Origin of the sequence: Nocardioides dubius, from assembly GCF_039528155.1 — a bacterium.
Classification (GTDB): domain Bacteria; phylum Actinomycetota; class Actinomycetes; order Propionibacteriales; family Nocardioidaceae; genus Nocardioides; species Nocardioides dubius.
This window is the reverse complement of the sequence record NZ_BAAALG010000006.1, coordinates 31,522-39,391: the sequence shown is the minus strand read 5'-3', so window position 1 is coordinate 39,391 and position 7,870 is coordinate 31,522. Positions and strand designations below refer to the sequence as shown.

Below are 7,870 nucleotides of genomic sequence, written 5' to 3'. Positions count from 1 at the left end.
TTTTCACCCCAGCGGGTCGGCGGAGGTGGCTGGACGCCGCGGATCGCCGGCCCCGGCGCGCTGCTAGCGTTTCGGTCATGCCGATTGATGCTTCCCTGGTGGGCCGGGAGTTCCCGCCCACCGCCCCGTATCCGGTCACCGAGGTCAAGGTCCGCGAGTTCGCCACGGCGATCGGTGCCCCCGTCGTCGAGGGCGTGGTTCCGCCCACCTTCCCGATCGTGGTGGCCTTCGCAGCGATGAACGACTTCCTCGCCGACGTCGAGGCCGACCTGTTCCGGATCGTGCACGGCGAGCAGCGCTTCGCCTACGAGCGCCCGGTCCGCCCCGGCGACGTGCTGACGGCGACGCTGACGGTCGACACGCTGCGCCAGATCGGTGGCAACGACATCATCGGCACCTCCAGCCTGATCACCGATGCCGACGGCGAGGTCGTCTGCCGCACCAAGTCGACCCTGATCCACCGCGGAGAGACCTCATGAGCGAGCTCACCCCCCAGCAGTTCACCGTGACCCGCGCCGACCTGGTGCGCTACGCCGGCGCCAGTGGCGACTTCAACCCGATCCACTACTCCGAGCGGGTGGCCACCTCGGTCGGCCTGCCCGGCGTGATCGCGCACGGCATGCTCACCCTGGCGCTGGCCACCCGCGCGGTCGAGGAGTGGGCCGGCGGCCCGGACCGGGTCGTCGAGTTCGGTGCCAAGTTCACCAAGCCGGTCGTCGTGCCCGACGACGACGAGGGCGTCGTCATTGACGTCACCGGCAAGGTCACCGCCGAGGACGAGAGCACCCGCTCGCTCTCGGTCGCGGTCACCTGCGACGGCGTCGGCGTGCTCGGCGCGATGAAGGCCGTCGTGCGTGTCTGAGGTGCTCCTGCGCGACCTCACCACGCTGCGGGTCGGCGGGCCCGCGCGCTCGTACGTGCGGGCTACCACCGAGGCCGAGTTGATCGCAGCCGTCACCGCGGCCGACGACGCCGGTCAGCCGGTGCTGCTGGTGGCCGGAGGCAGCAATCTGCTGGTCGCCGACGAGGGGTTCGCCGGGACGGTGATCCAGGTCGCGACCAGCGGTGTCGACGCGGTCTCCTCCGGCCCGCAGATCGACGTCGCCGTGCAGGCCGGGGTGGTTTGGGACGACTTCGTCCTGCGCACCGTCACCGAGGGCTGGAGCGGCGTCGAGGCGCTCTCCGGGATCCCTGGCGCGGTCGGCTCCACGCCGATCCAGAACGTCGGCGCCTACGGCCAGGAGGTCGCCTCCACGATCGCGGAGGTCAAGGTCTGGGACCGCCGGCTGCGCGGCATCCGGCGCTTCGCCGGGCAGGAGTGCTCCTTCGGCTACCGGCACAGCCGGTTCAAGGCCGACCCGGGCCGGTTCGTGGTGCTGGACGTCGTCTTCCGGCTCGACATCGACACGCTCGGGCAGCCGATCCGCTACGCCGAGCTGGCCCGCACCTTGGGCGTCGAGGCCGGGGAGCGGGCGCCGTTGGACGCCGTCCGCGAGGCGGTGCTGGAGCTGCGCTCGGGCAAGGGGATGGTCCTCGACGAGGCCGACCACGACACCTGGAGCGCAGGCTCCTTCTTCACCAACCCGTTCCTGGACACCGAGCAGGCGGCAGCGCTGCCCGAGGCCGCGCCGCGCTACCCGCAGCCCGACGGCACCGTGAAGACCAGCGCCGCCTGGCTGATCGAGCATGCCGGGTTCGGCAAGGGCTACGCGCTGAGCCCGGACGCACCGGCGAGCCTCTCGACGAAGCACACGCTGGCGCTGACCAACCGGGGCGGCGCCGGTGCCGAGGACCTGCTCGCCCTCGCGCGCACCGTGCGTGACGGCGTGGAGCGGGCGTTCGGCGTCCGGCTGGTCAACGAGCCGGTGCTGGTGGGCTGCACGCTGTAGCGACCGAGCGTTGAGTGGTGCCTTCCTGCGCCACCCAACGCCGCCTGGTGCAGGGGTGCGCCGGTCAGCTGGCCTCGGAGAGGACAGCCAGCCCGATCAGCAGGACCAGGCCGAGGAGCGCGACGCCGAGCAGGCAGCTGCCGACGATGCCCATCACCTTGCCGGCCTTCGCCTCGCTCAGCCCGCCCAGCGGTTGCGGGCTCTGCTCGATCTCCCGGACCACCCGGGCGCCGTAGAACCAGGCGAACGGGCTGACCAGCAGCGGCAGGCACATGCTCATCCCGCCGGCGAGGGCGACGATGCCCCAGACCAGCGCGGCGTTGGCGTCCGGGTGCCGGGGCGGCGGCGGTGGCCAGGGAAACGGCTGGCCCCAGCCGGCTGGCGGCAGCTGGCCCGGCGGCACGGGGCCGTGCGGGGGCGGCTGCCAGCCTCCGGCAGCGGGGCCCTGCGGGGGAACTTCACTCATAGTGCGGAGCCTTCCATCTCGGCGACGGGGGCGGGCCCGTCCGGGGAGTCGTCGAGCCAGGCGTCGATGTCCGCCATCGCCGTGGCCAGCACGTCCGAGGGCGCCCGGGAGGCCCGGAAGCTCATCCGGGCCAGCTCGGCGAGCTGGGCGTCGCTCAGGTCGTGTGCGGCGCGCATGGTGGCGTACTGCCCCTCCAGCCGGGAGCCGAAGAGGAGGGGGTCGTCGGCGCCCAGGGCGATCGTGGCGCCGCCGTCCAGCAGCTGGGGGAGCGGCACCGAGGTCAGGTCGCTGTAGACGCCGAGCGCGACGTTCGAGACCGGGCAGACCTCCAGGGCGATCCCCTGGGTGGCGATCCGCTCCAGCAGGGCCGGGTCCTCGCCGACCCGGACGCCGTGGCCCAGCCGGTCGGCGTGCAGGTGGTCGAGGCAGGCGCGGATGTTGTCGGGGCCACGCAGCTCGCCGCCGTGCGGGGCGAGCAGCAGGTCGGCACGCCGGGCGATCTCGAAGGCTCGGGAGAAGTCGGCGGTGTTGCCGCGCCGCTCGTCGTTGGAGAGACCGAAGCCGACCACGCCGCGACCCGCGTACTGGCTGGCGAGCCGGGCCAGGGCCCGGGCGTCGAGCGGGTGCCGGGTCCGGTTCGCGGCGATCACCACGGCGATCTGCAGGCCGGTCCGCGCCGACGCGTCGCGCACGCAGTCGAGGACCAGGTCGGTGAAGGCGGTGATCCCGCCGAAGAGCGCCGCGTAGCCGCTCGGGTCGACCTGGATCTCCAGCCACCGCCCGCCGTCGCGGACGTCGTCCTCGGCGGCCTCGCGGACCAGGCGCCGCACGTCATCGGGGGTGCGCAGCACCGAGCGGGCCACGTCGTAGAGCCGCTGGAAGCGGAACCAGCCCTTCTCGTCGGCCGCGGAGAGCTGCGGCGGCCATTCGGAGACCAGGGCGTCCGGCAGGTGGATCCCGTCCCGCGCCGCGAGCTCGACCAGGGTCTGATGCCGCATCGACCCGGTGAAGTGCAGGTGCAGGTGCGCCTTGGGCAAGGTGGTCAGATCGCGTCGAAGTTCACCCACGCCGAAACCGTACAGTCCGAACCCGCGCTTGTTCACTCCCGAACCCGCGCTCGTTCACTCCTGAACCCGCGCTTCTTCACCCTGCCGGTCGGACATGGCTGTGCGTTGGACACAGAAGCGCCGAACCCCAGCTAGAACCAGGCCGGGGTTCGGATGTGAACCTGCGCGGGTTCGGATGTGAACAAGCGCGGGTTCGGATGTGAACAAGCGCTGGTTCGGGTCAGGCGGAGAGGTGCTCGGCTGCCGCGAGCAGGACGCAGGTGGCGACGGCGTCCATCGCCTCGGTGACGGCGGCAGGTGCCGGGAAGGTCGGCGCGAGGCGGATGTTGCGGTCGCGCGGGTCGTCGCCCTTGGGGAAGGACGAGCCGGCCGGGGTGAGCGCGATGCCCGCCTCCTTGGCCAGCTGGACCACCCGCGAGGCGGTGCCGTCCAGGACGTCGAGGCTCACGAAGTAGCCGCCGGTCGGCTTGGTCCAGGTGGCCACCTCGAGGCCGCCGAGCCGCTCGCTGAGCACGCGCTCGACCTCCGCGAACTTCGGGGCGATGATCTCGCGGTGCTTGACCATGTGGTCGCGCACGCCCTGGGCGGAGCCGAAGAACTGGGCGTGCCGCAGCTGGTTGAGCTTGTCCGGGCCGATCGCGCCCTTGCCGAGGTGGCCGGTGTACCACTTCACCGTCTCCACCGAGCCCGCGAGGAAGGCCACGCCGGCGCCGGCGTAGGTGATCTTCGAGGTCGAGGCGAACATGATCGGGCGGTGCGGGTGGCCGGCGGCTGCCGCCAGCGACAGGATGTCGGCGCTCTTCGCCTCATCCTCGGTCAGGTGGTGGAACGCGTAGGCGTTGTCCCAGAAGATCTTGAAGTCCGGCGCCGCGGTCGGCATCGAGGCCAGGCGGGCGGCGATCTCCTGGGAGACGATCGAGCCGCTCGGGTTGGCGTAGGTGGGCACGATCCAGATGCCCTTGATGCTCGGGTCGGAGGCGACCAGTCGGGCGACGGCCTCGGCGTCCGGGCCGTCGTCGTTCATCGGCACGGTGATCATGTCGATGCCGAACCACTCGAGCAGGGTGAAGTGCCGGTCGTAGCCGGGGACCGGGCAGATGAAGGTGACCTTCTCCTCCTGGCCCCATGGGCGCTCGGAGTCGACGCCGCCCTTGAGCCACAGGTCGACCAGGACCTCGCGCATCATCACCAGGCTGGAGTTGCCGCCGGCGACGACCTGCTCCGGCTCCACCCAGAGCAGGTCCGCGAACATCTCGCGGATCTCGCGGATGCCCTCGAGCCCGCCGTAGTTGCGGACGTCGACCCCGGCCGCGTCCGTGGTGCTGGTCGGCAGCGTGAGCAGCGCGTCGGAGAGGTCGAGCTGCGAGCTGGCCGGCTTGCCGCGGGTCAGGTCGAGCTTGAGGTCTCGCGCCTTGAGCGCGTCGTAGGCCGCACGCTGCTCGGTGAGGAAGGCGGCCAACTGGTCGGCAGACAGGGCGGAGAGGGGCACGGGGTTCTGGCTCGGCTCGGTCACGGGACCATGGTTCCACGAGGGCGTGCAGCGCGGCTACGAGGGCCGAGGAGTGGTTGCGGATGGGGCCATTTGGACTCTGCGTCCGCATTCGACATAGACTCATCCCCTGGTGTTTGTCGCCAAGGTTCAGCCATGCCCACCACCCACCGGGTTTACTGTTCCGAGAAGCACCGAAGGGCACTAGCTCAATTGGCAGAGCATCGGTCTCCAAAACCGAAGGTTGGGGGTTCAAGTCCCTCGTGCCCTGCAAGGTAAACGCAGGACGCCGAGCGATCGGCGAAGTCGAGCAGTCTGTGGAAGGTGGAGAACGTGTCCGATAGCGACGCGGTTCACAAGTCCGGTGGGAAGCCTGAGCGCACCGGACCCATTGCCTTCATTCGTCAGTCCATTGCCGAGTTGCGCAAGGTCGTCTATCCGACCCAGGAACAGCTCATCACCTACTTCATCGTGGTGCTGGTGTTCGTGGTCGTGATGATGGCCCTGGTCTCGGTGCTCGACCTCGCCTTCGGTCGATTCGTCTTCGAGGTCTTCGGCGGAGCCGGGAACCAGTAGTAGCGTCGAGCGCGGAGGCCATCGGGCCCGCCGCGCTGGCGGTGACATTTCATCAACATGACGGAGCATCACGTGTCGGAGCAGTACGACGAGGCAACGGTCGAGCCGGGCCAGGAGGAGACTCCTGCTGACGCCGAGCTGATCGACCAGGACGACGTCGTCGAGCCCGAGTTCGATGACGCCGAGTTCGAGGGTTCCGCCGACGAGGAGTCCGCCGACGAGGACCTCGCCGACGAGGAGTCCGCGGACGAGGACGCCGACGTCGCCGAGCAGGCCGACGTCGACCCGCTCGAGGCATGGCGCAACGAGCTGTGGGCGAAGCCGGGCGAGTGGTACGTCATCCACACGTACTCGGGCATGGAGAAGCGGGTCAAGGCCAACCTTGAGAACCGCGTCATCTCCCTCAACATGGAGGACTACATCCACGAGGTCGTGGTCCCCACCGAGGACGTCGCCGAGATCAAGAACGGTCAGCGCAAGACCGTCAACCGCACCCGGTTCGCCGGCTACGTGCTGGTGCGCATGGACCTCACCGACGAGTCCTGGGCCGCCGTGCGGCACACGCCGTCGGTCACCGGCTTCGTGGGCAACAGCCACCAGCCGGTCCCGCTGACCCTCTCCGAGGTCGAGAACTGGCTCGCCCCCACGGTCGCTGCCGAGGTCGAGGCCGAGGCGGTCGCCGCCGGTGCCGACACCCAGGCCAGCGCGCCGGCCCGCAAGACCATCGAGGTCGCCGACTTCGACGTCACCGACTCGGTGATGGTCGTCGACGGTCCGTTCGCCACGCTGCACGCGACGATCACCGAGATCAACGCCGAGGCGCAGCGGGTCAAGGCGCTCGTCGAGATCTTCGGCCGCGAGACCCCGGTCGAGCTCAGCTTCAATCAGATCCAGAAGGTCTGACCCGACGCTTGCGCAGCAGAGCCCGCGTCCGCCTCGGTGGACGCGGGCTCTTCTCGTCCCCGCCCGGATCGGGTCCGGGCCGGTGCGATCTCGCCGATGTGCACCGCGGTGCCGGAGCGCGTAGAGTTGTTCAGGTTTGCGCCACCGACCTCGTGTGCGCGCGAGCCCACGGCTTCACCAAGCACCACCAGTGGCAGGGAAACCCCCGTCATGACCACGAAGGAGATAAGAGGACATGCCTCCCAAGAAGAAGATCGCAGCACTCGTCAAGGTGCAGCTCCAGGCCGGTTCCGCGACGCCGGCCCCGCCGGTCGGTACCGCGCTCGGCCCGCACGGCGTCAACATCATGGACTTCTGCAAGGCGTACAACGCGCAGACGGAGTCCATGCGTGGCAACGTGATCCCGGTCGAGATCACCATCTACGAGGACCGCTCGTTCACCTTCATCACCAAGACCCCGCCGGCCGCTGAGCTGATCAAGAAGGCCGCAGGCCTGGCCAAGGGTTCGTCGGTCCCGCACAAGGACAAGGTCGGCAAGCTGACCAAGGACCAGGTCCGTGAGATCGCGCAGACCAAGCTGCCCGACCTCAACGCGAACGACATCGACGCCGCCATGAAGATCGTCGAGGGCACTGCCCGCTCGATGGGCGTCACCACCGACTGAATCCCCGTGGGAGGGCCGCGCTGGCCCGCTGACCACAGCTCCGTATCGACTTAAGGAATCCACCATGCAGCGCAGCAAGACCTACCGCGCGGCGGCCGAGACGTTCGACAAGAACGAGCTCTACGCCCCGCTGGCCGCGATCAAGATCGCCAAGGCCGCCAGCAAGAAGAAGTTCAACGAGACCGTGGACGTCGTCATGCGACTCGGCGTCGACCCCCGCAAGGCGGACCAGATGGTGCGCGGCACCGTCAACCTGCCGCACGGCACCGGCAAGACCGCTCGCGTCCTGGTCTTCGCCAACGCCGACAAGGCTGACGCCGCCCGCGAGGCCGGCGCCGACTTCGTCGGTGGCGACGAGCTGATCGAGAAGGTCAACGGCGGATGGCTCGACTTCGACGCCGTCGTCGCGACCCCGGACATGATGGGCAAGGTCGGTCGTCTCGGCCGCGTGCTCGGCCCGCGTTCGCTCATGCCGAACCCGAAGACCGGCACCGTGACCCCGGACGTCGCCAAGGCCGTCGCCGACATCAAGGGCGGCAAGATCGAGTTCCGCGTCGACCGCCACTCGAACCTGCACTTCATCATCGGCAAGGCGTCCTTCTCGGAGGCCCAGCTGGCCGAGAACTACGCCGCTGCCCTCGAAGAGGTGCTGCGTCTCAAGCCGGCCAGCTCCAAGGGCCGCTACATCAAGAAGGTCACCGTCTCCACGACGATGGGCCCCGGTGTCCAGGTCGACCCGAACCGCACCCGCAACGTTGCGGGCGAGGACGACGCCTGACCCAGCCTGACGCAGTCGGATGACTGTGTGAGCATCCA

At 69.7% G+C, this 7,870-nt stretch carries 10 protein-coding genes and 1 tRNA gene; 8 read left to right on the top strand and 3 right to left on the bottom strand.

Going from position 1 to position 7,870, the window contains the following annotated elements:
• The first annotated feature begins 77 nt into the window (after positions 1 to 77).
• Genes ABD151_RS07590 through ABD151_RS07580 form a run of 3 tightly spaced genes read left to right on the top strand, consistent with a single transcriptional unit; the run spans position 78 to position 1,889 of the window.
• A complete protein-coding gene (locus ABD151_RS07590) occupies positions 78 to 479 on the top strand; it encodes an FAS1-like dehydratase domain-containing protein (protein WP_343992935.1) in 402 nt (133 codons plus the stop codon).
• Positions 476 to 862, top strand: coding sequence for a MaoC/PaaZ C-terminal domain-containing protein (locus ABD151_RS07585; RefSeq protein WP_343992933.1), 387 nt, complete (start codon positions 476 to 478; stop codon positions 860 to 862). The genes ABD151_RS07590 and ABD151_RS07585 overlap by 4 nt, the downstream gene beginning before the upstream one ends.
• On the top strand, positions 855 to 1,889 hold the full coding sequence (locus tag ABD151_RS07580; RefSeq protein ID WP_343992932.1) for a UDP-N-acetylmuramate dehydrogenase: 1,035 nt from the start codon (positions 855 to 857) through the stop codon (positions 1,887 to 1,889). The genes ABD151_RS07585 and ABD151_RS07580 overlap by 8 nt, the downstream gene beginning before the upstream one ends.
• Positions 1,890 to 1,953: 64 nt before the next feature.
• Here the strand turns inward: ABD151_RS07580 and ABD151_RS07575 are convergent, their stop codons facing one another.
• From ABD151_RS07575 to ABD151_RS07565, 3 genes are all read right to left on the bottom strand, one after another.
• Positions 1,954 to 2,355: a hypothetical protein gene (locus tag ABD151_RS07575; protein ID WP_343992930.1), complete on the bottom strand. Its 402-nt coding sequence runs from the start codon at positions 2,353 to 2,355 to the stop codon at positions 1,954 to 1,956.
• Positions 2,352 to 3,422: an adenosine deaminase gene (locus ABD151_RS07570; protein WP_343992929.1), complete on the bottom strand. Its 1,071-nt coding sequence runs from the start codon at positions 3,420 to 3,422 to the stop codon at positions 2,352 to 2,354. The genes ABD151_RS07575 and ABD151_RS07570 overlap by 4 nt, the downstream gene beginning before the upstream one ends.
• A 220-nt stretch (positions 3,423 to 3,642) precedes the next feature.
• The gene (locus tag ABD151_RS07565) at positions 3,643 to 4,935 is read right to left on the bottom strand and encodes an aspartate aminotransferase type Ic (RefSeq protein WP_343992927.1); all 1,293 of its coding nucleotides are present in this window, start codon (positions 4,933 to 4,935) and stop codon (positions 3,643 to 3,645) included.
• Positions 4,936 to 5,109: 174 nt separating this feature from the next.
• On the opposite strand from ABD151_RS07565, the gene ABD151_RS07560 reads away from it, so the two are divergent.
• The 5 genes from ABD151_RS07560 to rplA all read left to right on the top strand — a co-directional run bounded on the left by ABD151_RS07560 (position 5,110) and on the right by rplA (position 7,832).
• Positions 5,110 to 5,182, top strand: a tRNA-Trp gene (locus ABD151_RS07560).
• 53 nt (positions 5,183 to 5,235) lie between these two features.
• Entirely contained in the window at positions 5,236 to 5,487 is a 252-nt protein-coding gene (gene secE / locus ABD151_RS07555; RefSeq protein WP_343992925.1) for a preprotein translocase subunit SecE, read from the top strand.
• 57 nt (positions 5,488 to 5,544) lie between these two features.
• Entirely contained in the window at positions 5,545 to 6,390 is an 846-nt protein-coding gene (nusG, locus tag ABD151_RS07550) for a transcription termination/antitermination protein NusG (protein ID WP_343992923.1), read from the top strand.
• 235 nt (positions 6,391 to 6,625) lie between these two features.
• Entirely contained in the window at positions 6,626 to 7,054 is a 429-nt protein-coding gene (gene rplK, locus ABD151_RS07545) for a 50S ribosomal protein L11 (RefSeq protein ID WP_343992921.1), read from the top strand.
• A gap of 64 nt (positions 7,055 to 7,118) precedes the next feature.
• Positions 7,119 to 7,832 carry a 50S ribosomal protein L1 gene (gene rplA / locus ABD151_RS07540; RefSeq protein ID WP_343992919.1) on the top strand — a complete coding sequence of 238 codons (714 nt, stop codon included), beginning with the start codon at positions 7,119 to 7,121 and terminating at the stop codon, positions 7,830 to 7,832.
• The last annotated feature ends 38 nt before the right edge of the window (positions 7,833 to 7,870 follow it).

What these genes read in the sequence shown, in the direction of transcription:
- ABD151_RS07590 (WP_343992935.1), top strand. Translation starts at nt 78, where the DNA reads ATGCCGATTGATGCTTCCCTGGTGGGCCGGGAGTTCCCGCCCACCGCC.
- ABD151_RS07585 (WP_343992933.1), top strand. Translation starts at nt 476, where the DNA reads ATGAGCGAGCTCACCCCCCAGCAGTTCACCGTGACCCGCGCCGACCTG.
- ABD151_RS07575 (WP_343992930.1), bottom strand. Translation starts at nt 2,355, where the DNA reads ATGAGTGAAGTTCCCCCGCAGGGCCCCGCTGCCGGAGGCTGGCAGCCG.
- nusG (WP_343992923.1), top strand. Translation starts at nt 5,545, where the DNA reads ATGACGGAGCATCACGTGTCGGAGCAGTACGACGAGGCAACGGTCGAG.
- rplK (WP_343992921.1), top strand. Translation starts at nt 6,626, where the DNA reads ATGCCTCCCAAGAAGAAGATCGCAGCACTCGTCAAGGTGCAGCTCCAG.
- rplA (WP_343992919.1), top strand. Translation starts at nt 7,119, where the DNA reads ATGCAGCGCAGCAAGACCTACCGCGCGGCGGCCGAGACGTTCGACAAG.